Here is a 24,789-nt window from a genome sequence, read left to right as displayed (position 1 = left end):
GGCTCCGGGCCAAGGTCCGGTCTACGGCTTGGCAGCGCTTTCGGGGGCAGTTGGCCGATCCAGGCACAGGGGGAGGGCATGGGCATGCCGCCAATTCTTCAAGGCATCATCACGATCATCATCGGCGTCGGTGGCTGCGTTGGCTATTTCTACGCCGCTAACTTGTTCCTCGACAAAGTGCTGTTTCCAGCCCGTGGGCCAAACGCCGGGCGCAACATCAACCGCGCCAATATCGTCCGCCCTTGGGTGTTCCTGTTTCCCGCTGTCTTCGCCTTGGGCCTTTACCTTGTCTATCCGGTAGTCGGCTCTTTCATCCGGTCCATGTACGACCGCTCGGGCGATGAGTTCGTGGGGGCGGGCAACTATATCCGCTTGTTTAACAACCCAGATTTCCGCCAAGCCTTCCTGAATAACATCCTTTGGGCCTTGGTCGTGCCTGCTGTCACCACGTTTATGGGGCTGCTGATCGCGCAACTCACCGACCGCTTGAAGTGGGGCAATATCGCCAAGTCGATCATCTTCATGCCGATGGCGATTTCCTTTGTGGGCGCGTCCTTGATCTGGAAATTTGTCTACGCCCAAGACCCCGATCTGGGCATCATCAACGCCATTCGCGCCAGCTTCGGCGGCGAGGCGTTGGACCCTTTGCAAATCCCGTTCTGGAATAACTTCCTGCTAATGGTGATCCTGATTTGGATTCAAACCGGCTTTTCTATGGTGATCCTGTCCGCAGCCCTGCGTGGCGTGCCTGAAGAAACGATCGAGGCCGCGATCATCGATGGCGCCAACCCATTCCAGGTCTTCTTCAAGATCAAAGTGCCGCAGATTATCGGCACGATTGTCGTGGTCTGGACCACGATCACCATCCTCGTGCTGAAGGTCTTCGACATCGTCTACACGATGACTGGGGGCAACTATGGCACCGAAATTCTGCCGTCTTTCATGATGGATTTCATGTTCCGCGATGACGGGCAGGCGACGGCGGTGGCCTTCGTCATCATGCTGGTCGTCTTGCCAGTGATGATCTGGAACATCGTGCAAGCCCGCAAGGAGATGCGCTAATGGCCCGTGACGTGAGGAGCGAAATCAATGGATAACATCGCAGGACAGAAATCCGGCCTTTCCATTGTGACCAATGTGGCTGTGTTCATCATCGTATTGTTGTGGTTGATCCCGACGGTGGGTCTATTCGTGTCCTCTTTCCGGGACCGCGACCAGATCAGCGCCTCGGGCTGGTGGGAGGCGCCTTTCTCGGTGGAACTCAGCTACCGAACCCGCGCCGACGATGCGCCGACCCGCGACGGTGATCTTTTCGTGGCCCAAGGCAATATCTTCGAGACCGGTGAAGTACGCGATCAGTTCGCCTCAGGGGCAAACTCCATTGCCGCTTTTGGTCTCCGGGGCCGAGAGCCGGGGGCCTTTGCCGCTGGCGAAACCGTTGAGAACCGCGATGGCGGGACGGTTGTGGTGAATGCCGATGGCGGGTACGTCTACACCTCGCCCGAGCCGATTGATGACGCGGGCCCCAGGCTCTACTTCCTTGCCGAAACGCCCCCCGATTTCACTATGAGCAACTACGCCGAGGTCCTGACCGGCTTGGATGAGGAAGAACGCGCGCAAGAGATTGCTTCGGGCGCCACCTTTGGTGAGCTGTTATTTGAAGAGACGGGTATTTTCCGCAACTTTATCAACACATTGACCGTCACCATCCCCGCCACGATCATTCCGATCCTGATTGCAGCTTTCGCGGCATATGCGTTGGCGTGGATGGATTTCCCGGGGCGTGGGTTCTTAATTGCCTGCGTCGTAGGTCTGCTTGTGGTGCCGTTGCAATTGGCGCTGGTGCCGCTGCTGAACCTGCATAACCAGATCGGGATTGGGCAATCTTTCCTGGGGATATGGCTGGCCCACACGGGCTTTGGCTTGCCGCTGGCAGTCTATCTGTTGCGCAACTACATGGTCGGTCTACCCCGCGATATCATCGAGTCCGCCAAGGTCGATGGGGCCACGGATTTCCAGATCTTCACCAAGATCATTCTGCCGCTCTCATTCCCGGCGCTGGCCAGTTTCGCGATCTTCCAGTTCCTGTGGACGTGGAACGACCTTCTGGTCGCCAAAGTGTTCTTGCCCTCCACCGGGGACGCGCAGGTGATGACCGTCAAAATCGCCGATGACCTTCTGGGGTCTCGCGGTGGCGATTGGGGCATCCTTGCGACGGCGGCTTTTGTTTCCATCGCGATCCCGCTCGTCGTCTTCTTCTCCATGCAACGCTATCTCGTGCGTGGCCTTCTGGCCGGGTCCGTGAAGTAAACCCTCTAGCGCAGAGTTCTTGCCAATGTCCGCTATTCAAGCCTTGCACCCTGAACAAATCCTTGCACCTGACGCCGATTGGTGGCGCGGGGCGGTGATCTATCAGATCTATCCACGCAGCTATCAAGACAGCAATGGCGACGGGATCGGTGACCTTAACGGGATCACCCAACGTCTGTCGCACATCCAGTCCCTTGGGGTGGATGCGATCTGGATCAGCCCTTTCTTCACCTCTCCGATGAAGGATTTTGGCTATGATGTCAGTGACTACTGCGATGTGGACCCGATGTTCGGATCGCTCTCGGATTTTGATGTCCTGATCGAAACCGCCCACAGCCTTGGCCTGAAGGTGATGATTGATCTGGTGCTGTCGCACACTTCGGACGCGCATCCTTGGTTTGCGCAAAGCCGTGCGAGCCGCGACAACGACCGCGCCAATTGGTACGTCTGGGCGGACCCAAACGAAGATGGCACGCCCCCCAATAACTGGCTGTCGATCTTTGGCGGCTCTGCCTGGCATTGGGATGCGCGGCGCGAGCAGTATTACCTGCACAACTTCCTTGTCTCGCAACCCGACCTGAATTTCCACGAACCTGCGGTGCAGGACGCGCTACTAGACGTGGTGCGCTTTTGGCTGGATCGGGGCGTGGATGGGTTCCGCCTTGATACAATCAACTTCTACATGCACGACAAGCAGCTCCGCTCGAACCCGGCGCTGCCCAAGGATCAGCGCGACGATTCAATTGCGCCAAGCGTGAACCCCTATAACCACCAGCTGCACCTCTACTCCAAAAACCAGCCCGAGAACCTAGAATTCCTGCGGCGGTTCCGCGCTGTCTTGGATGAATTCCCCGCCGCCACCGCCGTGGGTGAAGTGGGCGATGCGCAGTTCGGGCTAGAGATCATGGGTCAGTACACCGCTGGCGATGACATGGTTCACATGTGCTACAGCTTTGAATTCCTGTCGAAAGAACGCCCCACCGCCGCGCGGTTTGCGGACGTTCTGGCAAAGATCGACGAGGCCGCTCCTGATGGGTGGGCCTGCCTTGCGTTTTCCAACCACGATGTGGTGCGCCACACGACACGGTGGGATTTGCCGCCTGCCGCGGCGCGTGCCGTAACGACGTTAATGATGTGCCTGCGCGGGTCGTTGTGCCTGTATCAGGGCGAGGAATTGGGCCTGCCAGAGGCCGACGTCCCGTTCGAGGCATTGCAAGACCCCTACGGGATCGAGTTCTGGCCCGAGTTCAAGGGCCGCGACGGGTGCCGCACTCCGATGGTATGGGAGCGTTCAAACCAAAATGGCGGCTTCTCGGCGGGGCAGCCTTGGTTGCCGGTCAGTCATGAACACCTGTCCCATTGTGTCGCCGCGCAAGAGGAAGACCCCGGGTCGCTTCTGCACCACTACCGCCGCGCCATTGGCTTTCGCCATGCCCACAAAGCCCTTAGCAAAGGCACCCACGCCGATGTAACGGCCCAGGGCGACGTGCTGCATTTTACAAGGACGCAAGGCGATGAGACCGTCTTTGTTGCCGTAAACCTTTCGGGCGAGCCTGCCGTCATCGACGCGCCCGCAGGAAACTGGGTGCAGATCGGACAAGAACTGGGATCGACCGGCCCCGCGCCGGACGGAAAATTACACCTCGGACCGTGGCAGCCCGCGCTTGCGCTGCGCGTGGCAGGATAGGGAGAAACGGCAATGGCCAATCTAAAACTCACGGATGTGGAAAAGACCTATGGCGGCGCAGTGCAGGTGCTGCGCGATATCAACCTGGAAATTGAGCAGGGCGAATTGATCGTCTTCGTCGGCCCCTCTGGCTGCGGCAAGTCCACGCTGCTGCGGATGATTGCGGGCTTGGAAAAGATCACCGGCGGAGAGCTGGAGATCGACAATCAGGTGGTCAACGATGTGCCGCCCTCTGAGCGTGGCATTGCGATGGTGTTCCAATCCTACGCTTTGTATCCCCACATGACCGTGCGCGATAACATGGCGTTCGCCCTGAAGATCGCGGGCGATGATGCTGCCACTATTGACGCCAAAGTGCAGGCCGCCGCGGAAAAGTTGCAGCTAGAAAACTTCCTAGATCGTCTGCCAAAGGCGCTATCGGGCGGGCAACGCCAACGGGTGGCCATTGGCCGTTCCATCGTGCGCGACCCGAAGGTGTATCTGTTTGATGAGCCGCTTTCCAACCTCGACGCCAGCCTGCGCGTCGCCACCCGCATCCAGATCGCGCAACTCAAGGAAGAGATGCCTGACAGCACGATGATCTACGTCACCCACGACCAGGTAGAAGCCATGACACTGGCGTCCCGCATCGTGGTGCTGGCCGGCGGTGGCGTGGCCCAAGTCGGCGCACCTTTGGACCTGTACGAGCGGCCCAATTCCACCTTTGTGGCCAAGTTCATCGGCTCGCCTGCCATGAACCTTCTGGGCGGCAAGATTGTGGGCACCGGCACGAAGACGACGCTCCAGATGCACGAGGGCGGCGGTATGATCATCTCGGATTACCCCTCCACCGATGCAGACATGGGCGCAGAGGTCGAGGTCGGCATTCGCCCCGAGGATATGGTGGAAACCGACGCCTCTGATTTCGCCTTCCAAGCCAAGGTCGAAATCACCGAAGCCCTGGGCGAAGTGACCCTGCTCTATTTCGAAAAAGCCGCCCCAGATCATGAGCCGGTCATCGGCAAACTCGCGGGCATCCACAAGGACTTGCGTGGCACCTCGGTCAAACTGACCGCCGCGCCCGAGAAGGTCCATGTGTTCAGAAACGGCATCTCCTTGCTCTACCGCGATCAGGCGGTGTTTCTGCCGGGCGTGCAGCCCCACTAGACCCAATCGCGGCGAGGAGCATCGCGAGGAGCCGTCTATTCCCCAAAGGGCCACAGCGAAAGCCGTGGCCTTTTGCACGTGGCCGCAGGGCAGGGGACAGAACAGTGTTTTCGCCCTCTGGACGTGTTAGCGCTAACATGATACCTGAGGCGCAACTGACCTCACGGAGCAGCCCCCCATGCCACTCGACAGCCGTATCGCCGCTATTACAGACCGCATCATTGAACGGTCCCGCCCGACCCGCGTTCCCTATCTGGAGCGGATGCGCAAACTGGCCGAGGATGGCCCCCGCCGCGCTCATCTGACCTGCGGTAACCAAGCCCACGCCTATGCGGCGATGGAGGGTGACAAGGATGCTCTGGTCGCGGCACGCGCGCCCAATATCGGCATTGTGACCGCCTACAACGATATGCTGTCGGCGCATCAACCCTTTGAAACCTATCCGCAACAGATCAAAGCCGCCGCCCGCGCCGTCGGCGCCACGGCGCAAGTGGCAGGCGGGGTTCCGGCCATGTGCGATGGCGTCACGCAAGGACAGGTCGGGATGGAGCTGTCGCTGTTCTCCCGCGACGTGATCGCTATGGCTGCGGGCGTGGCGCTTTCGCACAACACATTTGATGCCGCCCTCTACCTCGGCGTCTGCGACAAGATCGTGCCGGGCCTCGTCATGGCAGCGGCCACCTTCGGCTATTTGCCCGCGCTCTTCGTGCCCGCAGGCCCCATGGTCTCGGGCCTGCCCAACGACGAAAAAGCCCGCGTGCGCCAGCAGTTCGCCAATGGCGAAGTGGGCCGTGACAAGTTGATGGAGGCCGAAATGGCCTCCTATCACGGGCCGGGCACCTGCACGTTCTATGGCACGGCAAACTCCAACCAGATGCTGATGGAGTTCATGGGCCTCCACCTGCCGGGCGCGTCTTTCGTGAACCCCAATACGCCCCTGCGCGATGCTCTGACAGCCGCCGCCACCGAACGCGCGGCTGCTATCACCGCGCTCGGCAACGCCTATACACCGGTTTGCGATATCCTTGACGAAAAAGCCTTCGTGAACGGCCTCGTCGGCCTCATGGCCACGGGCGGCTCCACCAACCTGGTAATCCACCTGATCGCCATGGCGCGGGCGGCGGGCATCATTCTGGAATGCAGCGATTTCAACGACATATCGGAAGTCACCCCGCTGATGGCGCGGGTATATCCCAACGGCTTGGCCGACGTGAACCATTTCCACGCCGCCGGTGGCCTTGGCTACATGATCGGAGAGCTTCTGGACGCGGGCCTGATGCACAACGATGTCAAAACCGCCGCCGGTGATGGCCTTTCCCTCTATACACAGGAACCCGCCTTGAAAGACGGCGCGTTCCACTACCGCGCGGGCACGAAAACCAGCCTGAACGACAAGATCCTGCGCCCCGTGGCCGATCCATTCGCGCCCACGGGCGGTCTGGCCGAGCTGAAGGGCAACCTCGGCATCGGCGTGATGAAAGTCTCTGCCGTCGATCCCGAGCGGCACTGTATCGAGGCACCCGCCGCCATCTTCCACACCCAGGATGCGGTGAAAGAAGCCTTCAAGAACAACGAACTCAACCGCGACGTCGTCGTGGTCGTCCGCTTCCAGGGCCCCAAAGCCAACGGCATGCCGGAACTTCATTCCCTCACGCCGCTGCTCTCGATCCTCCAAGGCCGTGGCCACCGGGTGGCCCTGGTCACCGATGGCCGCATGTCCGGGGCATCGGGCAAAGTCCCCTCCGCAATCCACGTCGCCCCCGAGGCGCTGGACGGCGGCCTGATCGGCCGCCTGCAAGATGGCGACATGATCCGCGTCGATGCCACCAACGGCACCCTCGATGTCCTCACGGAAGGCGTCGAAACCCGCCCCATCGCCACCGCCGACCTCTCCGCCAACTCCCACGGCGTCGGGCGCGAGCTGTTCGAAATCTTCCGCCAATCCGCAGGTCCAGCTACCAACGGTGCCGGTGTCGTGGTTTAACCCGACCCGAAACGGAAACGCTCCCCGGCTTCATCTTGGCCGGTACAACTCCCGCCGGAGGCTCCCGTCCTCGCCACGTGCGCCCCGGCCAGAAAGGAAGTCGCCATGACGCCCCAAGCACAATCCCTCGCCGCCCACCGTATTGCGGCCCTCGCGCCGATCATCCCGGTCCTCGTGGTGAACGATGCCGCCCATGCCAAACCTCTGGCTCAGGCGCTGGTGACCGGTGGTCTGCCCGCGTTGGAGGTCACGCTGCGTACCCCTTGCGCGTTGGAAGTCATCTCGGAAATGGCCACGGTCGAAGGCGGCGTTGTGGGGGCGGGAACATTGCTCACCCCCCAGGACGTCGAGAACGCCAAAGCCGCCGGGGCAACCTTCGGTGTCTCTCCCGGTGTCACGGCACGGCTGATTGATGCCTGCATCGCCAACGAACTGCCCCTGCTTCCCGGTGCCGCCACGGCGTCCGAGGTGATGTTCCTGTTCGAGCAGGGCTTTGATATGCTGAAGTTCTTCCCGGCCGAGGCCAATGGCGGCGCGCCCGCGCTCAAAGCCATCGGTGCGCCGATCCCTCAGGTCTCTTTCTGCCCCACGGGCGGGGTCAGCATGGGCAACGCCAATGACTACCTCAGCCTGCCCAATGTGGTCTGCGCGGGGGGCTCTTGGGTGGCCCCGAAATCCGCCGTTGAAGCGGGCGATTGGGCCGAGATCGAACGTCTCGCCCGAGAGGCCGCCGCCCTTCCTCGATAACCTTCCCAAACGTCACCTCACAACGATGTGACGTGCCGGGACGCGGCGGCAATTTGCTGCCTATCGAATTGAAAACAAGCAGGTTTTAGCCGTCAATCTCGGCTCACCTGCTTGTGAGATGTAATCGCGCCGAAAGACCTTAGCTGTGTGTCGGAACCAACGCCAACCCAAGGCGTTGGCCACCCGGAACCTATAGAATTCCTGACACGGAAATGAGGAAAACAGCTATGAAAAACGCACTCTTTGCAGGCACGATCGCTACCATCATCGCCCCCGCCGCAGCCTTTGCGGGCGGCGTGGCTCCGACGCCAGCGCCAGCGCCGGCACCTGTTGTGGCGCCTATCGCGCCCGTTGGCACAGACTGGACAGGCGCCTACGGCGGTATCCAGCTGGAATATGGCGACTTTGAAGCGGGCGCCGACGAAGGCGACGACGCCCTTTATGGCCTCTTCGGCGGCTACCGTTATGACTTCGGTAACGTCGTTGTTGGTGGCGAATTGGACCTGAACTTCGCCGATATTGATCTCGAAGACGCTGCGGGTACGAACGTGGGCAATATCGAAGCGATCTACCGCCTTGGGGCGGAAGTTGGCTACGATGCCGGTCCCGCATTGATCTACGCCACCGCCGGTGTGGCGCAGGCCCAGGCCGAGCTGGGGGGGACCGACTATGACGACACCGGTTACTTCTTCGGTGCGGGCGTTGACTATCTGGTCACCGATCAGATCACCCTTGGTGCAGAAATCCTTCAGCACGAGTTCGAAGACTTCGACAGCACCGGAACCGATATTTCGGCCACGACCTTCGGCATTAACGCGGCCTTCCGCTTCTGATATCCGATAGTTCAAACCGAAGGCCCGTCCCCGACCAAATGGGGGCGGGCCTTTTTGTTTGAGGGGAGGGGCAGTTAAGTCGCCAATTTCCGCGCGGTAAAAGCGAAAAGGCGATCCATCGCTTCGGCGAAAATCTCATCGGGCAGGGTCAACGCGACCCGCACATGGCCCGCTGCGGCCTCGCCAAAGCTTTCGCCCGGCATCACGGCGACCATTTCTTCGTCCAGCAAAGCCTCGCCGAACGCGTTCCCGCTCAGGCCCGTCGCGCGAATATCGAGCATCACATACATTGCCCCCGCTGGCGGAATGGCCTTGATCGCTTGCTGACCCGCCAGCTTTTCCAGCAGTATCGCGCGGCGGCGCAGGAACGGAGCGGCCACGATTTCCTCGGCCTTGGGGCCTTGGGACAGCGCAAATTCGCCCGCGTCCTGAATGTAACCCGGCACGCCATAGGTGGTGTGGGTGGACAGGTTCGTCAGATGTTCAATCGCCTCCGCAGGGCCCGCAACCCACCCGAGCCGGGACCCGGTCATCGCGTGGGATTTCGACAAAGACCCCACCGTCAGGGTGCGCTCAAACATGCCGGGCAGGGTGGCGATGGGGCGGTGCTTCCCTTCCCAAACCTGACTGTCGTAGACCTCGTCCGAGATCACCCAAAGGTCATGGGCGATGGCGACGCGGGCAATCCCGTCGAGCGTCGCGTCGGTGTAGACCGCGCCTGTGGGGTTGTTGGGGCTGTTCATCAGCAAGCTGTTGGCGCCATCGGCGGCGGCCATCAGGTCCGCCTCGCGCGGTTGAAACCCGTCTTCCGGGTAGGTCGGCACGGCGCGGGGGATTGCGCCGACACCGCGCAGGGTGCCGGGGTAGGTGGCATAATAGGGGTCGATCATCAGCGCCGTGTCGCCATGGTCGCAAGCAAGGCTATGGGCGGCAAACAGCGCCGATTGCCCGCCCGGCGTTACCAGCACGTTCTCGGGGCCATAAGGTAGATCAGCGAAGGATCGCAAGCGTTTGGCAACCGCTTCGCGTAGGCCCGGCGTGCCGGGGATCGCAGCGTATCCCGTATGTCCACCCCGCGCCGAGGCATCCATGGCGTCAAGGATTTCGGGGGCCGTGCGGATGTCGTGTTCCCCGATGGTCAGCTCTAGCACCGGCTCTCCGGCGGTCTTCATGGCGCGGGCGCGGTAGAACAGGCCCCAGCCGTCGTCCCCTCCGCCGTTTAATCCTTCGAGACGGGTTGAATATGCAGGCATGGGCAAAGCTCCGAGACGTAGTTGGTCGAGCGGGCCATTCATGCCCGCATTTCGGCCAGACGGTGCTTGGACGGGCGGGTACACGCAACCCCAATTGTGTCACGCATCACAGCAAATTCACGGGCGGCTTGTCGCCAAGAAGCCCGCCGTGCTACATGGGCCCTATGACGCACATTATGTCCTGTCCCGGTTGTCTCATTATCCGCTAACTTCTGCGGACCGGCTACGTGTGGTTTTCTTAATTCTGCCAATCTGCTAGCCCGGTCTCGCGCTTTGTTCTCGCCTGCCCGAAAGCTTGATATTATGGTCGAAATCCGCCTCAAGAACTCTAAGTCCCGCAGCATCGAGGTGTTGCAGCCGATCATTCCCGGCAAGGTCTCGATGTATGTCTGCGGGCCGACGGTCTATGACCGCGCCCATATCGGCAACGCGCGGTCTGCGGTGGTGTTTGACCAGCTGTACCGGCTGCTGCGCCACGTCTACGGGGGCGAAAGCGTCACTTTCGTGCGAAATTTCACCGACGTGGATGACAAGATCAACGCCCGCGCAGCCGAAGAGGGGCGCGAGATCGCTGACCTAACCGCCGAGACCGCGCAATGGTATCTGGATGACACCCGCGCCCTTGGCGTTCTGGACCCCACCCACATGCCGCGCGCTACTGGCTACATCGCTGAGATGGTTGCCTTTATCGAGGATTTGATCGCCAAGGACTTTGCCTATGCCCGCGACGGCCACGTGTTGTTCCGGGTGCGTAGCTTTGAGGGTTACGGCAAGCTTTCGGGGCGCTCTGTCGATGACATGATTGCAGGCGCGCGGGTCGAGGTCGCGCCCTATAAAGAGGACCCGATGGACTTCGTGATGTGGAAGCCATCGTCGGACGATATCCCCGGGTGGGAGTCACCTTGGGGCCGCGGTCGCCCCGGTTGGCACATCGAATGCTCGGCTATGGCCCATGCTTTGTTAGGCAAATTCGATCCCGAAGGAAAAGGTCGTTTCGACATCCACGGCGGCGGCGCAGACCTGATGTTCCCCCACCACGAAAACGAGGTGGCACAATCCTGCGCGGCGGGCCACGGCTTTGCGAATATCTGGATGCACAACGAGATGTTGCAGGTCGAGGGCAAGAAGATGTCCAAGAGTTTGGGCAATTTCTTCACGGTGCGCGATTTGTTGGATAGCGGCGTACCGGGCGAGGTGATCCGCTTCGTGATGCTGAGCACGCACTACGGCAAGCCGATGGATTGGACCGAGAAGAAGCGGGTGGAGGCAGAGAAGACGCTGCGGAAGTGGTACGAGGCGGCAACGGCGGGCGACGCGGTGTCGGAAGTGATCGTGGCCGCCTTGGCCGACGATCTGAACACCCATCAGGCGCTGACAGAGATGTATAAACTAAGTGGCGCTGACCTTGGTTCAGCGTTGTCTTTGATGGGGCTTTGGGAAGGGAAGGTGCCTGATTGGGCATCGGCGGCAGATGTCGATTTATCGGAATTAGTCACACGTCTAACTCAAGCCCGCGCCACCGCCATGGAAACCAAGGACTTCGCCCCCGTGGATGCGTTGAAATCTGCCCTCACCGCAGCGGGCGTCGAAGTACGCATGTCAAAAGCGGGCGTTGATCTTGTTCCCGGCCCGGATTTCGACCCCACCAAGCTGGAGGGCCTCTAGATGCGCGTCTGTAGACCGGGCTTTAGCCCGGGTCCCCTTGCCAACGGCGGGCCTAGGCCCGCCCTACGGGTGCTCTCATGACGGATCGCCTTTACCTCTACGACACGACGTTACGCGACGGGCAGCAAACCCAGGGCGTACAATTCTCGACTCCCGAAAAGGTCCGTATTGCCGAAGCGCTCGATGCCCTCGGCCTTGATTACATCGAGGGCGGTTGGCCCGGCGCGAACCCTACTGACAGTGCGTTCTTTGAAGAAGCCCCCGCCACGCGGGCGAAGATGACCGCTTTTGGCATGACCAAACGGGCAGGGCGCTCGGCCGAGAATGACGATGTGCTCGCTGCCGTTCTGAACGCGGGCACCAAGACCGTGTGCCTTGTGGGCAAATCTCACGATTTCCACGTGACCGAGGCCCTTGGCATCACGCTGGACGAAAACGTGGAGAATATCCGCGCCTCGATCACTCATTTGATCGCCCAAGGTCGCGAGGCGCTGTTTGATGCCGAGCATTTCTTCGACGGCTACAAAGCCAACCCCGACTACACGTTACGATGTATCCACGCCGCCTATGATGCGGGCGCGCGGTGGGTGGTGTTGTGTGACACCAACGGCGGCACGTTGCCCGCCGAGATCCACACCATCACGAAAGCCGTGATCGCCTCTGGCATTCCCGGCGACCATTTGGGGATCCACACCCACAACGACACGGAAACAGCCGTGGCAGGCAGCCTTGCGGCGGTGGAGGCAGGGGTGCGCCAGATCCAAGGCACGTTGAACGGTTTGGGCGAGCGGTGTGGCAATGCCAACCTGACGACGCTGATCGCCACGTTGCTGCTGAAAGAGCCCTATCGTTCCGCCTATGACACCGGAATTGCAGAGGAAAAATTGGCCGGACTGACACGTCTGTCGCGGATGTTGGACGATATCCTGAACCGCGTGCCCCATCGCCAAGCGCCCTATGTGGGGGCTTCGGCCTTTGCCCATAAAGCGGGGCTCCATGCCTCGGCAATCGTCAAGAACCCGACGACCTATGAGCATATTGAGCCGGAAACCGTGGGCAACGCGCGGATCATTCCGATGTCTAACCAAGCGGGCCAATCCAACCTGCGTAAACGGCTGGCGGATGCGGGTTTGCAGGTGGTCAAGGGCGACCCGGCGCTGGCGCGTATCCTTGATACGATCAAAGAGCGTGAAGATCAGGGTTATAGCTTCGATACCGCGCAGGCCTCGTTCGAATTGCTGGCCCGGAGGGAGCTTGGCCTTTTGCCCGACTTCTTTGAGGTGAAACGCTACCGCGTCACGGTCGAGCGGCGCAAAAACAAGTATAATCAGATGATTAGCCTGTCCGAGGCCATGGTTGTCGTGAAAGTGGGCGGGGTGAAGACCCTGTCCGTCAGCGAGTCGATGGATGAAACCGGAAGCGACCGCGGCCCGGTAAACGCGCTCTCCAAGGCGTTGGCCAAGGACTTGGGCCCGTATCAAAACCTGATCGAAGATATCCATCTGGTCGACTTCAAGGTGCGCATTACCCAAGGCGGGACTGAGGCCGTGACCCGCGTTATCATCGACAGCGAAGACAGCAACGGGCGGCGGTGGTCGACTGTGGGGGTGTCGCCCAACATAGTCGACGCCAGTTTCGAGGCGCTGTTGGATGCAGTGAACTGGAAACTGATCCATGAAGGGGCGAAGCCATGACGCAATTGCCGATCTCTGCCGATGATGTGGCCGCTCTGGCACCGGTGCGTCTGAGCAATATGGAGCTATACGGCGATGGGTTCCGCACTGTGGAGGTTGTCAGCAGCGACGACCGGGTCGCAGTGCTGACCGCCGACCCGGAAGGCGGAGACTTGACCACATTGATCGAACCGGGCCGCTTTGCGCAGACTTGGGCGCGGCTCGCGCCGCATCTGGTGGGGCTGGCAGCGGTGACCGGAGAGCCCGGCAGCGGAGACGACAGTCTGCGCCACGAGATTGCCGCGCATCTCTCCGATGGCACGGCCTTGCGTTGGGTCGCCCATGGAGAGGACAACGATGTCTACCACGCCACGGCCGCCTTCGGCATGGACGACGAGCGCAGCTATACCGACCTTGCGCTAGAGCAGGTCGAGAGTGACCATCCCATGTTCACAGCCCCCCTTGGCGACTGGCCACAGCCGGTCTGAGACGGGAAGAAGGATACCACCTGCAATGTGCGCATGGGATAAAGAGAGCTTCTTCAAGATCCACGCCGACCTGCCCCGAGGGGGGCCGGGCGAAACCGCCGATGTCGCTTGGGCGGCAGAGGTGGCGGGGCTTCGGGCGGGGGCATTGATCTGCGACGCGGGCTCTGGCCCCGGCGGCGATCTGGGCGCTTTGTTGCGGGCGGCAGAGGGCGCGCATGTCACCGCGATCGACGCCCACGCGCCGTTTATCGAAGCGGCGCGAGAGCGCTGGGGCGCGGATAAGCGGGTTGAGTTGGTAGCGGGCGACTACACAGAAATCAGCGGGCCGTTTGATTTCATCTGGTCGGCGGGGGCGGTCTATTTCCATGGGATTGCTGATCTGCTTCCCCAATGGGCACCCGCCTTGGCACCGGGCGGGGCCATTGCCTTCTCGGAACCTTGCGTATTCACCGATGGCCCGCCCTCGGACGTGGTGAAGGCCCTTTGGGGTGATTACCCGCGCCTGACCGATGCCAAGGGTATCGCGGCGCAGGTGACACTGGCGGGGTTTGAAACGATTGCGACAAGGAAGCTCTCGGATGTGGCGTGGGAAAGCTATTATCGGCCGATGGAGGCGCGGATTGCTAAGCTGCGACGCACAGCGGATACCCGCATGAACGGCGCGTTGGATGAGGCCGAGGCCGAGATCGCCGCGTGGCGGGCCAACCGTGCCGAGACTGGATATCTGCTGTCCGTTGTGAGGCCCTTGTGAGCATCCAAGCCTGTGCCGATCTGGTCGCCCGCGGCGACCCGCGCCGGTTTCGTGCCGCCATGGCCGCGCCCTTGGCCGCCCGCGAGATTTTGTTGCCACTATATGCGTTCAACATCGAAGTCAGCCGCGCCCCTTGGGTGACGGAGGAACCGATGATCGCCGAGATGCGCCTGCAATGGTGGCGCGACGCTTTGGAGGAAATCGCCGAAGGGCGGGCGCGACGGCACGAGGTTGTCGATGCCCTTGGCTTTCTGGACGCTGAAGGGGCGGCGGCGCTGGACCGACTGATCGCGGCGCGACGGTGGGATATTTACAAAGATCCGTTCGAGGATGAGGCGGCTTTTGCGCAGTATATCGAACGGACCTCGGGCCATTTGATCGACACGGCCTTGCGGGCCTTGGGGGGGGCGCCTTCGGCGGAAACGGATGCCATCGGCTACGCCGCTGGTTTGGCACGGTATTTGGTGGCGGTGCCCGCGCTTGAAGCGCGCGGGCGGGTGCCGCTCCTCGATGGCCGCGCGGCGGCCATCTCCTCGCTGGCGACAGATGCGCTGCGCGCGTGGCCGGGACGCCACGGGGTGGCGATGCCTGCCCGTGCGGCCCTGTTTGAGGTGGCGGGGGCTAAGGCGATCCTGAAGCGCGCCGTGGCAGACCCGATGGCCGTGGCGGAGGGGCGGTTAGAGCCGCCAGCAGGCCGAGAGAAGCTAAGCCTGATGGCGGCGGCGTTTCTCGGGCGGATCTGAGCCGGAGGGGATCTAGGCGGGACGCGCTTGCGGGCGCATCGCGAGCCAGATCAAGGCGGCCCCGGCAAGGACCAAGAAGGGGACCATGGCGAGGTTCACAGAGGTCCAGCCTCGCACGACATCTTCGCCGCCGGAATACATCAGCACGCCAGAGCTTAGCGAGGCGATAAAGACCGAGCCGAAGACGATGAAGTCGTTCATGCCCTGCACGGCGCCACGTTCCTCAGGGGCGTGGGCAGACGTCAGCATAGCGGTTGCGCCGATAAAGCCGAAGTTCCAGCCAAGGCCCAGAAGGATAAGGGCAGCGAAGAACTGGAACAGCTCCACCCCCGTCATGGCGACAACGCCCGCCGCGGCCAGAAGCGCCAGCCCGGTCGCGACGATCTTGGTGGCCCCGAAGCGCGCAATCAGATGTCCGGTGAAGAACGACGGCGCGAACATGGCGATAACGTGGGCAGAGACAACATCGGCGGCGTTACCTGTGGTGAAGCCACAGCCCACCACCGCCAGCGGCGTAGACGTCATCATCAAGTTCATCAGCGAGTAAGACACCGCGCCGCAGATCATGGCGACGATGATCTTGGGGTCCCGCAACAACTCGGCTCGGGAGCGGCCCTTGGGGGCATCGGCACGGGCAGGTTCGGGGCGCGGCAATTGCAGGAAGGCAAACAGGATCGCGCCGAGGGCGTTGATTGCAAAGATAAAGGCGTAGGTGCCGAGGAAGGGAATAACTGTGGCTTCGCTTGAGGCCTTGACCAATTGCGGGCCGATCAGGGCCGAGATCAGGCCCCCGGCCATGACATAGGAAATCGCCTTGGGCCGGAACGCCGGGGAGGCGGTATCAGTGGCGGCAAAGCGGTAGAAACCTTGGGCAGACATGTAGATGCCGCTGAAATAAGAGCCGATAAGAAAGACGAGGAAGCTGTCGATCCAAAGCCCCAAGCCTGCCACGGCCGCCCCTAGGGCCCCGCCTAATGCGCCTACATAGAAGCCAGTCTTGCGGCCAAACTTTTGCATCAGCGGAGAGATCCAGGGCGCCGTGGTCATGGAACCAAAGACGATCAGCGAAATCGGCAATGTCGCAAGGGCAGGGGACGGCGCGATCATCAGGCCCGCGAGCCCGCCGATCACGAAGAGCATTGGCATTTGCGCCCCGAGGAAGGCCTGGGCCATCACTAAAACGATTACATTGCGCTTGGCGCTGGTGTCATCATGGGCGGAATGGGGGAGCGTGCTATCGGTCATGGCGCAAGCGGTATAGGGTTTGCGAGCGAGCGTCCAGATGAGCCGGCGTCACGATTTGTGGCGGGTGGTATTTTCGATATTTATGAAAAGATGAAGGAGGGGGCATGGGGCAGATCTTGGCGCGTATCGAGACGGCGGCGGATGTGGCCGAGGGATTTGAGCGGTTGTGCCGGATAGAGCCTAGATTTCAGGTGATTGCGGGCCCGCTCCCGTTGCGGCGCAGGGACGATGGGTTTGGCGCGTTGTTGAACGCGATTGTTGGGCAGCAGGTCTCGACCGCGTCGGCGGCGGCAATATGGGGACGGGTTCTGGCGGCAGGTTTTGGCGAGGAGGGGGCAGTTGCCGCGGCCTCGGAGACGCAATTGCAGGCGTGTGGGTTGTCGCGACCGAAGGTGCGCTATGCCAAGGCTTTGGCCGAAGCGGGCCTTGATTACGAGGCGATGCGCGGGGCGCCGGTGGAGGACGTCTTGGCCACGTTGATTGCGGTGCCAGGAATTGGGCGGTGGACCGCAGAGATTTATGCGAAGTTCGCCCTGGGTCATGCGGATGTTTTTGCGGCGGGGGATTTGGCACTGCAAGAGGGGGCAAAGTTGTTGTTTGGGCTGGAGGAGCGGCCATCGGAAAAGGAAATGCGTGCCATGGCGGAGGCTTGGAGCCCGGTGCGGGCCATTGCCGCCCGGGCGCTCTGGGCCTACTACCGAAAGATGACCAAGCGAGAGGGTGCGATATGAGTGATGTGTTGGATTATGGGACGAAGGCGTCGCAATCTGGGGATGTAACCTCGCTTGTGGTGTTTTTGCACGGCTATGGTGCCGATGGGCGCGATTTGCTGGGGCTGGCTGATCCATTGGCCGAGCATATGCCCAACACGGTTTTTGTGGCCCCCGATGCGCCGGAGCGCTCGGCGATGAACCCGGCGGGGTTTCAGTGGTTTCCGATCCCCTGGATTGACGGATCCAGCGAGGCGGCGGCGGCGGAAGGGATGGCGCGCGCCGTTGTGGATTTGAACGCCTTCCTGGATCACGTCATGGAAGAGCACGGCGTGAGTGCCGCGGAAACGGCGATTGTGGGCTTTAGTCAGGGCACAATGATTGCCTTGCATGTGGCCCCGCGCCGGGAAGAGGAATTTGCCGCTGTCGTGGGCTTTTCAGGGCGATTGTTGGAGCCCGAGGCGCTGGCGGAAGAGGTCGTTGTGCGGCCCCCCGTTTTGTTGATTCACGGCGACGCCGATGATGTGGTGCCGCCTCAATCTTTGCCTGAGGCCGCAGAAGGCTTGGAAGCGGCGGGGTGGGAAGAGGTCTATGCCCACGTGATGAAGGGCACGGCCCACGGAATTGCGCCGGACGGATTGTCGGTGGCTTTGGCTTTCCTGAAAGACAAACTGCCGAGATAACGGGCGATTTATCGTCATCTGATTGTTGCATAAGCGCCCTAGAACTAGGGTGCGACCACATCATGTTGTTTTGCTTGCCCCAGGGTCGCGCCTAGATATAGTGGGGTGACGGCTTGGGCGGGTGCTCTCGCCCTGGAGCCACAACGGCGAACCGGGTGGGGAAGCTTTGCGATGCAGGTGCAGGCCAGCGAAGAGATTGATTTCAAGACATCATTTGTAAGGGCGCCGGGGGCTTTAAAGCAGAACCCCGCTTTGGTGCTGAATGCAGATTACCGCCCGTTGAGTTATTTGCCGTTGTCGCTCTGGCCGTGGCAGGAAGCTGTGAAGGCGGTCTATCTTGATCGGGTGCAGATCGTATCGGAATACGAGGAGGTTGTGCATTCGCCATCGACTACGATCCGTATTCCGTCGGTGGTGGTGTTGAAGGATTACGTGAAGCCGCAAAAACGGGTGGCCTTCACGCGGTTCAACCTGTTTTTGCGCGACCAGTTCAGTTGCCAGTATTGCGGGGCGAAGGGGGATTTGACCTTTGACCATGTGGTGCCAAGGGCCCGTGGGGGGGTGACGTCGTGGGAAAACGTGGTGGCGGCCTGTTCCCGGTGCAATTTGCGCAAGGGTTCAAAATCGTTGCGGCATTCGGGTTTGGCGTTGAGGCGCGCTCCGAAGCAGCCGGAGGCGGCAGAATTGCACAATCATGGGCGGAGGTTTCCGCCGAACTATCTGCATGAGAGTTGGATGGATTTTCTGTACTGGGATACGGAATTGGAAGCCTAGGCGCTTGGGGCCGGCTGCGGGATTGAGTTGTATTTGCCAAGATGAAGCAGGGGCGCGGTGCGGGGTGACAGGGTGGGGACAGCGCGTTAGCGTCGCCGGGATAATTTGAGAAGGAATCCCCATGTCCGATCCGTTTTTCCAGCCGCCCTCAGGTACTGATCTGCCCCGCTATGCCGGGGTGCCGTCGTTCATGCGGTTGCCGTATCTGACGGCGGACGATCCGAAGCGTGCGGAGGTGGATATCGGTGTGTTTGGGTTGCCCTGGGATGGGGCGACGTCGAACAGGCCGGGGGCGCGCCATGGGCCGAGGGCGCTGAGAGATGCCTCGACCATGTTGAGGGAGATGAACCGGGCCACGGGGCAGTTGCCGTTTCAGGCGAAGCGCATTGCCGATTTGGGCGACGTCGCGATGTCGCCCGTGGATCAGGATGAAGCCTTGGAGAATGCGCAGGCTTTCGTGGCGGGCGTGTTGAGCCAGGGGATCGCGCCGTTCATGGTGGGGGGCGATCATCTGTGCACGCTGACCGTTTTGAGGGAGTTGCGCGCGGCCCGTGGGGAGGCGTTTGGGTTGGTGCTGCTGGATAGTCACACGGACCTCTACCCGCCGTATTTTGGCGGCAAGACCCTGACTCACGGCAACCCGTTTCGCCAAGCGATCGAGGAGGGGTGCATCGACCCCAAGCGCTGTGTGATGGCGGGGATGCGGGGCACGTCTTACAACACCTCGGATTTCTATTACGGCCACGAGAAAGGCGTGCGGATCATGCCAATCGAGGAGTGCATGGAGCGCGGTTGGCCGCAAGTCATGCAGATTTGCCGCGATGTTGTGGGAGACGCGCCCACATATGTATCGTTCGATATTGATTTCATTGACCCGGCTTACGCGCCGGGCACGGGAACGCCGGAAGTGGGAGGGCCGAGTTCGTTCGAGGCAATCTCTTGCGTGCGGGCACTGAGGGGGTTGGACGTGATCGGCGCCGATTTGGTCGAAGTTTCACCGCCGTTCGACAATGGTGGAATTACGGCGTGGCTTGGGGCGTCAATCATGTTTGAGTTGATCTGCGCGATGCAGCCCTAAGTAGGGCAATAGTGCACACCCAGCTTACGGGGATCATCGGGCTGATCCTTGCCGATTTCGGCGCCAGTTGACGCGATGTTGATCGCTGCGTCGGTTTTATTAGACATTCGGTTGCAGTGTCAGTTAGAAGGGCGCTGTTAGCGCTAACGCAAATCGAGGAGGACCTCCATGGTCTCGCGCGTCATACCGGTTGAACCGTTTGATTTGGTCATTTTCGGCGGCACGGGCGATCTTGCCCGACGCAAAATCCTGCCGGCTTTGTTTCGGCGCTTCAGTGATGGGCAGATGCCGGAGGAGGCGCGTATCATCGGTGCTGCGCGGACCGAACAAGACGCTGCGGCCTGGGCCAAGTGGGTTGAGAAGGCGCTGAAGGAATTCTTGCCGAAGGCAGAGCTGGATAAGGCGCTGATCGCGGCGTTTCTGGAACGGCTCGACTATCTGGCGATTGACGCCATGGGCGATGGGGGCTGGAAAGAGCTGAAGGGCAAGATGCGCGACGGGGTCACGCAGGCCTTCTACTTCTCGGTCGGCCCTAGCTTGTTTGGCGCACTGGCAGAGCGGCTTCATTCCTATGAGATCGCCAACAGCGACGCCCGCATCGTGGTGGAGAAACCGTTCGGGCGCGACCTCGCCTCGGCCAAGGCGCTAAACGCCACGCTGGCCGAGCATTTTGATGAGACTCAGATCTACCGGATCGACCATTACCTCGGCAAAGAGACCGTCCAGAACCTTATGGCGATCCGCTTCGGCAATGTGCTGTTTGAGCCGCTTTGGAACGCGCAATACGTGGATCACGTGCAAATCACCGTCGCCGAAGAGGTCAGCGTGGGCGGGCGCGGGGCCTATTACGACAAGTCCGGCGCGATGCGCGATATGGTGCAGAACCATCTGATGCAGCTGCTTTGCCTGACGGCGATGGAGCCGCCCAACAAGTTTGAGCCCAATGCCGTTCGGGACGAAAAACTGAAGGTGATCCGGGCGCTTGATCCTGTGGCACCTGCGGACATCGTGCGCGGGCAGTACAAGGGGAAGCACTCGTATTTGGATGACGTGGAAGATCCGGCATCGCGCACGGAATCCTACATCGCCATGAAGTTGCACATTGCCAACTGGCGCTGGAACGGCACGCCGTTTTACCTGCGCACGGGCAAATGCATGAAGGCGCGCGGGTCCGAGATTGTGGTGCATTTCAAGGATACGCCCCATTCGATCTTTGAGGCTGACGCCGGAAGCCGGGCCAATGTCTTGTCGATCCGGTTGCAGCCCGATGAGGGCATTGACCTGCGGGTGACGATTAAGGAACCGGGGCCGGGGGGTATGCGCCTTGTGGACGTGCCTTTGGACATGTCCTTTGCGGACGCATTGGGGCCAGACGTGGGCCATGTGCCAGACGCCTATGAGCGGCTGATTATGGACGTCATCCGGGGCAACCAAACGCTGTTTATGCGCGGTGATGAGGTCGAGGCCGCTTGGGCCTGGACGGACCCGATCATCGAAGGCTGGACAGAGCGGGCAGAGAAGCCAGTGCAATATGAAACTGGCAGCTCGGGCCCGGAAGAGGCGCTGATGCTGCTGCACCGCGATGGCCGCCGCTGGAGGGATATCGCATGATGGATTTTGTCGAATATCCAGACCGTGAGATGATGATGCTGAATTTGGCCGACCGGCTGACCGGAGAGCTGGCCGAGGCCCTGCGCGGGCATGATCGGGCAACGCTTTGCGTGCCGGGCGGCACCACACCGGGTCCGATTTTCGATGTGTTGAGCGAGCAAGACTTGGACTGGGACCGCGTTTCAGTGGTCCTGAATGATGAGCGTTGGGTGGGCGAAGATAGCCCCCGGTCGAACACCGCGCTGATCAAGAAAAAGCTATTGGTATCAAAGGCGTCTGCCGCGACGCTCATCCCATTGTTTAAGGATGGCGCAAGCGCGGAAGACAGCATGGACGCGTTGTCAGAGGGGCTGGAAGGGCATTTGCCGATTTCGGTCCTGCTGCTTGGGATGGGCGCGGATATGCACACGGCCAGCCTGTTTCCAGGCGCGGACAATCTGGAGGCGGCTTTGGCCCCTGACGCGCCGCTGCTGATGCCGATGCGCGCAGAGGGCGCGGGCGAGCCACGGATCACCCTGACGGCGCCGGTGTTGAACGGCGCAATCAACAAACATGTGGTCATCACGGGCACAGAGAAGCGCGAAGCATTGGAACGAGCGCTGAAATTGCCCCCGGAAGAGGCGCCGATTGCGGCGGTTCTGTCTGGGGCCACGGTGCATTGGGCGGAGTAGCGGACATGGGTGATATTTGGTCAGAGTTGCGGGCGCATGGTGCATCAATTTCGCACCGCAACATTCTGGAATCGTTTGATAGACCGGGCCGGGTAGAGCGTTTTTCTGCCCGGGCGGATGGTCTCTATTTTGATTTCTCCAAGACCCAGATGGATGACGGGGCGCTGTCGCTTCTGCTGGAACTGGCTCGCGTCAAAGGGGTTGAGGCGCGGCGGAGCGCGATGTTCTCGGGCGAGAAGATCAATGAGACCGAGGGCCGCGCCGTTCTGCACACCGCGTTGCGTGCTGACCAAGGCCCGATCCTGGTGGATGGCGAAGACGTCATGCCCGAGGTTCTGGGCACCCGAGCCCGCTGTTTGGATTTTGCCGAGGCCGTGCGCACGGGCAGCTTTGCCGGACAAGGCGGGCGGTTCACCGACGTGGTGAACATCGGCATCGGCGGCTCGGATCTTGGGCCGGCCATGGCGACCCTCGCGTTGGCCCCATATCATGACGGTCCACGTCTGCATTACGTGTCCAACGTTGACGGCGCGGACATGAACGACGCTTTGCAAGGGCTTGATCCAAAAAAGACTTTGGTGATTGTAGCCTCCAAGACATTCACCACGATCGAGACCATGACCAATGCGCAGACGGCGCGGGATTGGATGGCGAAGGAGGTCTCTGACCCTTCGGCGCAATTCGTGGCACTATCCTCCAGTACCGAGAAAGCGGGTGCCTTTGGCATTCCGGCGGAGCGGGTCTTTGGGTTCGAGGATTGGGTCGGCGGGCGCTATTCCCTGTGGGGGCCGATTGGCCTTGGCCTGATGATCGCCGTGGGCCGTGACGCTTTCACCGCTTTCCTCAATGGCGCCGCCACCATGGACCGTCATTTCCAAGAGGCCGATCTGGCCGACAATCTGCCGGTTCTGCTGGCCCTGGTCGGTATGTGGCACAATCAGGTGCAGGGCCATGCCACCCGTGCCGTTCTGCCCTACGACAACCGCCTCAGCCGTCTGCCTGCCTATCTTCAGCAGCTTGAAATGGAGAGCAACGGCAAGTCAGTTGCGATGGATGGAAGCGCTCTGGAGCTGAACTCTGGCCCTGTGGTTTGGGGGGAGCCGGGCACCAACGGCCAGCACGCCTTCTACCAGCTGATCCACCAAGGCACGCGGATTGTGCCCTGCGAATTCCTTGTTGCCGCCAAAGGGCATGAGCCCAATCTGGCCCATCATCACCGTTTGCTGGTGGCCAATTGCCTTGCCCAATCCGAGGCGCTGATGCGGGGCCGTTCCATGGACGAGGCGCGCGCGATGATGGCCGCCAAGGGCCTTGAAGGGGCCGAGCTAGAGCGTCAAGCCGCGCATCGTGTGTTTGCCGGTAACCGGCCTTCCACGACGCTGCTCTACGATCAGTTAACGCCGTTTACCCTTGGCCAGATCATCGCGCTCTACGAGCATCGCGTGTTTGTGGAGGGGGTCATCCTTGGCATCAATTCCTTCGACCAATGGGGCGTGGAATTGGGCAAAGAGCTGGCCGTCGCGCTAGAGCCGGTCTTGACCGGCGAAAGCGATGGTACGGGCAAGGATGGATCGACCCTTGCGTTAGTAAAGGCCGTTCAGGCAGTGGGCGGGGTCTAAGACCCGCGCCCTTGATCGGCCTGTGTTAGCCCACGTTGCAATCGGTCTCGCATTCATCAAGCTCATGGTATTGTGGTGCTTCGGGCTCGCGCGCCGGTTCGGATGGCTCATTCGAGATACCGCAGATGAAACCGTTGTAGTTTCCAAAAAGCGTATCCTCGGGGAAAAGGCCCGAGGCCTCTGCCCAGGCCAATGCTGCACGGCGGTTCATCACGATATTACGGGTTAAGCCGCCTTGGCCAACCGCAACGGTAAAGCGACGTCCACCATCGACGAAATGCAATACAGGCTCTGAGCTGCCGCCGGATGCGTTACATTGGCTGACGCCCACAAAGTCCGCTGCAGCAGGCATGGCAAGCGCAGCGCTTGCCAGGACCGAAGCGGCAAGCACGTTACCCATTTTCTTTTGAAATTTCTTCATGATCTAATCCTTTCAGTCAGCGAGGTGACGGCTTAAACGCACCCGGCAGATTATGTTGCGTACAAAGCATTTCTGAAGCCCCGAATTGCTCATCCTAAAATGAAGAGGCTCCGGGCACTTATTGTGAATTGTTAATTTTTTTGATAGTCTCTCAACTGCGGAATCCCCGACCTGTGATCTAACCCTCAGACACGGCGCTATCATGCGTGATAAACGCCTCACGCCCGGCCTCGGGGATCAGATAGCGTCCCGGTCCGTCGCGGTTCAGCAAGACGACGACGCAGCCGCCGTGGGCGGTCCGTTCGGCCGGGCGATCCGTTGCCAACCGCCATGCCCCGAATTCCATCGTGAAAGATGTGTTGCGAAAGGCGCTGACCCGGCCCGTGACAACGTAATCCTCGCCCATCAACATCTCGGCGTCATAGGTGCAGGACACTTGTTTCAGCACCAAGCGCGGGCTGGACGGGCCATAATCGGTGACATGGCGGGCTTGCAGGAAGGGCAGGCGAAAGCTCTCGAACCAGCGCAGGTAGGCGGTGTGGTTAACGTGGCCGACGGCGTCCAACTCTCCGAAACGGACCCGGTCGGCAAGGCCGAAGGTCCAAGGGGCGGGAATACCGATGGCGCGCAGGGCGTCGGCGGAAAGTGGCGTGAGATAGGGGGGCATGGCAGTCTCCGGTTGGTTGCCTTGTCTTCC

The 24,789-nt window shown here is 61.1% G+C and carries 23 protein-coding genes; 19 read left to right on the top strand and 4 right to left on the bottom strand.

Going from position 1 to position 24,789, the window contains the following annotated elements; all coding sequences use genetic code 11:
* The first annotated feature begins 84 nt into the window (after positions 1-84).
* From K3728_11305 to K3728_11275, 7 genes are all read left to right on the top strand, one after another.
* Entirely contained in the window at positions 85-1,062 is a 978-nt protein-coding gene (locus K3728_11305) for a sugar ABC transporter permease (protein ID UWQ94309.1), read from the top strand.
* 27 nt (positions 1,063-1,089) lie between these two features.
* Positions 1,090-2,310, top strand: a complete 1,221-nt coding sequence (locus K3728_11300) for a carbohydrate ABC transporter permease (GenBank protein UWQ94308.1) — start codon at positions 1,090-1,092, stop codon at positions 2,308-2,310.
* Positions 2,311-2,335: 25 nt separating this feature from the next.
* Complete coding sequence (locus K3728_11295) at positions 2,336-3,997, top strand: alpha-glucosidase family protein (protein UWQ94307.1); 1,662 nt, start codon at positions 2,336-2,338, stop codon at positions 3,995-3,997.
* A gap of 12 nt (positions 3,998-4,009) precedes the next feature.
* The gene (ugpC, locus tag K3728_11290; GenBank protein UWQ94306.1) at positions 4,010-5,143 is read left to right on the top strand and encodes a sn-glycerol-3-phosphate ABC transporter ATP-binding protein UgpC; all 1,134 of its coding nucleotides are present in this window, start codon (positions 4,010-4,012) and stop codon (positions 5,141-5,143) included.
* A 178-nt stretch (positions 5,144-5,321) separates the two neighbouring features.
* On the top strand, positions 5,322-7,127 hold the full coding sequence (edd, locus tag K3728_11285) for a phosphogluconate dehydratase (GenBank protein UWQ94305.1): 1,806 nt from the start codon (positions 5,322-5,324) through the stop codon (positions 7,125-7,127).
* Between the two features lie 105 nt (positions 7,128-7,232).
* Positions 7,233-7,874 carry a bifunctional 4-hydroxy-2-oxoglutarate aldolase/2-dehydro-3-deoxy-phosphogluconate aldolase gene (eda, locus tag K3728_11280; GenBank protein ID UWQ94304.1) on the top strand — a complete coding sequence of 214 codons (642 nt, stop codon included), beginning with the start codon at positions 7,233-7,235 and terminating at the stop codon, positions 7,872-7,874.
* A 227-nt stretch (positions 7,875-8,101) separates the two neighbouring features.
* Complete coding sequence (locus K3728_11275) at positions 8,102-8,707, top strand: outer membrane beta-barrel protein (GenBank protein UWQ94303.1); 606 nt, start codon at positions 8,102-8,104, stop codon at positions 8,705-8,707.
* A gap of 74 nt (positions 8,708-8,781) precedes the next feature.
* On the opposite strand, the gene K3728_11270 is transcribed toward K3728_11275, so the two are convergent.
* The gene (locus K3728_11270) at positions 8,782-9,960 is read right to left on the bottom strand and encodes an aminotransferase class I/II-fold pyridoxal phosphate-dependent enzyme (GenBank protein ID UWQ94302.1); all 1,179 of its coding nucleotides are present in this window, start codon (positions 9,958-9,960) and stop codon (positions 8,782-8,784) included.
* A 303-nt stretch (positions 9,961-10,263) separates the two neighbouring features.
* Between K3728_11270 and cysS the strand changes: the two genes are divergently transcribed.
* From cysS to K3728_11245, 5 genes are all read left to right on the top strand, one after another.
* Complete coding sequence (gene cysS, locus K3728_11265) at positions 10,264-11,625, top strand: cysteine--tRNA ligase (protein UWQ94301.1); 1,362 nt, start codon at positions 10,264-10,266, stop codon at positions 11,623-11,625.
* Between the two features lie 77 nt (positions 11,626-11,702).
* Positions 11,703-13,319, top strand: coding sequence for a citramalate synthase (gene cimA, locus K3728_11260; protein ID UWQ94300.1), 1,617 nt, complete (start codon positions 11,703-11,705; stop codon positions 13,317-13,319).
* Positions 13,316-13,786: a hypothetical protein gene (locus K3728_11255; GenBank protein ID UWQ94299.1), complete on the top strand. Its 471-nt coding sequence runs from the start codon at positions 13,316-13,318 to the stop codon at positions 13,784-13,786. The genes cimA and K3728_11255 overlap by 4 nt, the downstream gene beginning before the upstream one ends.
* 25 nt (positions 13,787-13,811) lie before the next feature.
* Positions 13,812-14,537 (top strand): class I SAM-dependent methyltransferase, encoded by a 726-nt coding sequence (locus K3728_11250; GenBank protein UWQ94298.1) that lies wholly within the window; start codon positions 13,812-13,814, stop codon positions 14,535-14,537.
* Positions 14,534-15,280 carry a squalene/phytoene synthase family protein gene (locus K3728_11245; protein ID UWQ94297.1) on the top strand — a complete coding sequence of 249 codons (747 nt, stop codon included), beginning with the start codon at positions 14,534-14,536 and terminating at the stop codon, positions 15,278-15,280. Before K3728_11250 ends, K3728_11245 begins: the two co-directional genes overlap by 4 nt.
* Before the next feature lie 12 nt (positions 15,281-15,292).
* Here K3728_11245 and K3728_11240 read toward each other — a convergent pair whose 3' ends face one another.
* Positions 15,293-16,525, bottom strand: a complete 1,233-nt coding sequence (locus K3728_11240; protein ID UWQ94296.1) for an MFS transporter — start codon at positions 16,523-16,525, stop codon at positions 15,293-15,295.
* A gap of 104 nt (positions 16,526-16,629) precedes the next feature.
* Here K3728_11240 and K3728_11235 point away from each other — a divergent pair, with 104 nt between their 5' ends.
* From K3728_11235 to pgi, 7 genes are all read left to right on the top strand, one after another.
* A complete protein-coding gene (locus K3728_11235) occupies positions 16,630-17,256 on the top strand; it encodes a DNA-3-methyladenine glycosylase 2 family protein (GenBank protein UWQ94295.1) in 627 nt (208 codons plus the stop codon).
* Positions 17,253-17,918, top strand: a complete 666-nt coding sequence (locus K3728_11230) for an alpha/beta fold hydrolase (protein ID UWQ94294.1) — start codon at positions 17,253-17,255, stop codon at positions 17,916-17,918. The genes K3728_11235 and K3728_11230 overlap by 4 nt, the downstream gene beginning before the upstream one ends.
* A 171-nt stretch (positions 17,919-18,089) precedes the next feature.
* Positions 18,090-18,692: an HNH endonuclease gene (locus K3728_11225; protein ID UWQ97530.1), complete on the top strand. Its 603-nt coding sequence runs from the start codon at positions 18,090-18,092 to the stop codon at positions 18,690-18,692.
* A 121-nt stretch (positions 18,693-18,813) separates the two neighbouring features.
* Positions 18,814-19,770 (top strand): agmatinase, encoded by a 957-nt coding sequence (locus K3728_11220; protein UWQ94293.1) that lies wholly within the window; start codon positions 18,814-18,816, stop codon positions 19,768-19,770.
* A gap of 168 nt (positions 19,771-19,938) precedes the next feature.
* A complete protein-coding gene (zwf, locus tag K3728_11215; protein ID UWQ94292.1) occupies positions 19,939-21,381 on the top strand; it encodes a glucose-6-phosphate dehydrogenase in 1,443 nt (480 codons plus the stop codon).
* Positions 21,381-22,052 (top strand): 6-phosphogluconolactonase, encoded by a 672-nt coding sequence (gene pgl, locus K3728_11210; GenBank protein ID UWQ97529.1) that lies wholly within the window; start codon positions 21,381-21,383, stop codon positions 22,050-22,052. Before zwf ends, pgl begins: the two co-directional genes overlap by 1 nt.
* Positions 22,053-22,057: 5 nt before the next feature.
* Positions 22,058-23,671, top strand: coding sequence for a glucose-6-phosphate isomerase (pgi, locus tag K3728_11205; protein ID UWQ94291.1), 1,614 nt, complete (start codon positions 22,058-22,060; stop codon positions 23,669-23,671).
* Between the two features lie 25 nt (positions 23,672-23,696).
* Here pgi and K3728_11200 read toward each other — a convergent pair whose 3' ends face one another.
* Both K3728_11200 and K3728_11195 read right to left on the bottom strand, forming a co-directional pair.
* Positions 23,697-24,092 carry a hypothetical protein gene (locus tag K3728_11200; GenBank protein UWQ94290.1) on the bottom strand — a complete coding sequence of 132 codons (396 nt, stop codon included), beginning with the start codon at positions 24,090-24,092 and terminating at the stop codon, positions 23,697-23,699.
* Positions 24,093-24,270: 178 nt separating this feature from the next.
* Positions 24,271-24,759, bottom strand: coding sequence for an acyl-CoA thioesterase (locus tag K3728_11195; protein UWQ94289.1), 489 nt, complete (start codon positions 24,757-24,759; stop codon positions 24,271-24,273).
* Positions 24,760-24,789 lie beyond the last annotated feature (30 nt).

It is taken from the genome of Rhodobacteraceae bacterium M385, from assembly GCA_025141835.1.
Classification (GTDB): Bacteria; Pseudomonadota; Alphaproteobacteria; order Rhodobacterales; family Rhodobacteraceae; genus Gymnodinialimonas.
This window is presented reverse-complemented; position numbering and strand designations above follow the sequence as displayed.